This is a genomic window from Vibrio sp. YT-16 (genome assembly GCF_033337405.1).
GTDB classification, from domain to species: domain Bacteria; phylum Pseudomonadota; class Gammaproteobacteria; order Enterobacterales; family Vibrionaceae; genus Vibrio; species Vibrio alginolyticus.
On the sequence record NZ_JAWOQQ010000132.1, the window covers coordinates 1 to 1,119 of the forward strand.

General features: G+C 46.4%; 1 protein-coding gene. It reads right to left on the bottom strand.

Annotated features, from left to right (window positions below; all coding sequences use genetic code 11):
* Positions 1–821: PAS domain-containing protein (locus tag R7F07_RS25285; RefSeq protein ID WP_318110678.1), on the bottom strand; the 821-nt coding region annotated here is incomplete at its 3' end.
* Between the last annotated feature and the right edge of the window lie 298 nt (positions 822–1,119).

A 1,119-nucleotide genomic window follows, 5' to 3' on the forward strand; every position in this document is an offset into this window, starting at 1 on the left:
TCCGTTTCAAGAACGGTATATAAGTCGCTGTCGCGTAATGTATCCGTAAGCGGTTTGTTGAGCGCATTATCTCTATCAATGCCGAGAATCTGGCAAGCACTGCGGTTGATGGAACGAAGCACACCTTGTGCGTCAATGCTGAGTACACCTTCTTTGATAGTACTCATGGTGACTTCCAGTTCACCATACAGACGGCCGATCTCTTCTGGTTCGAAGCCTAAAATCGCGCGCTGGAATTTTCGAGACGCGTAATTGGACACCACGGCATTTGCCACCACTACGACGACAACCATCAAAATTAAAAAAGCGAGGAATGGCTCAATGCGATCTTGGAGCCTGTCGAGCAAATACCCCACCGACACCACACCAATGATGTGACCTTGTGCGTCGAATATCGCCGCTTTACCGCGGACGGAATAACCCAAAGAACCGCGAGCTGTAGACACATAGGATTGACCTTCGACCAGAGCTCGTTGGTTGTCGCCCCCTTTCATAGGCTTACCAATTCGCTCATCTACCGGATGAATTAAGCGCATGCCTTGGTTATCCCCAATCACAATTAAGGCCCCACCAATCGCATTAGTGAGCGCGCGAAAGGACTCTTGATAAGGTTCTGGTTGCTGAGCTTCCACCATCTTAATGACGATTTCAGACTCTGCGAGGAAACGGGCAACACCGAGTGCCTTTTCACCCATTTCGTGTTCTTGATTGACTTTGAGGTAGGTAAAACCTGCGGCGACGAGCAGAAGTAACTCGATCAAGCCCGAGAGCGTCATAATGACCAGCATGCGCTTTCTAAAGCTGATGGTTCTCCAACTCATGGTACATCCTTACCGTTAACCCACTTCCACGTCACTGTGGTGTTGTTCTAAGTTAACATCGAGTTAACAGCAAGGCTTAGATCAGATGATAAATCTGTGAACACGGCAAACAAAGCGTGACTTTTATGGTGAATTAATAGGCGGCGTGAAACATAAAATCACATCCATTCATCAGGCACAATATTCCTTGCTGATATTCAATGGCATACATAAATTGCCCTTTAAAGCATGATTACGATCACACCAAATTTAGCGGTTTTTGAGGCACATTTAGACTTTCCATCGTATAATTTTTAGT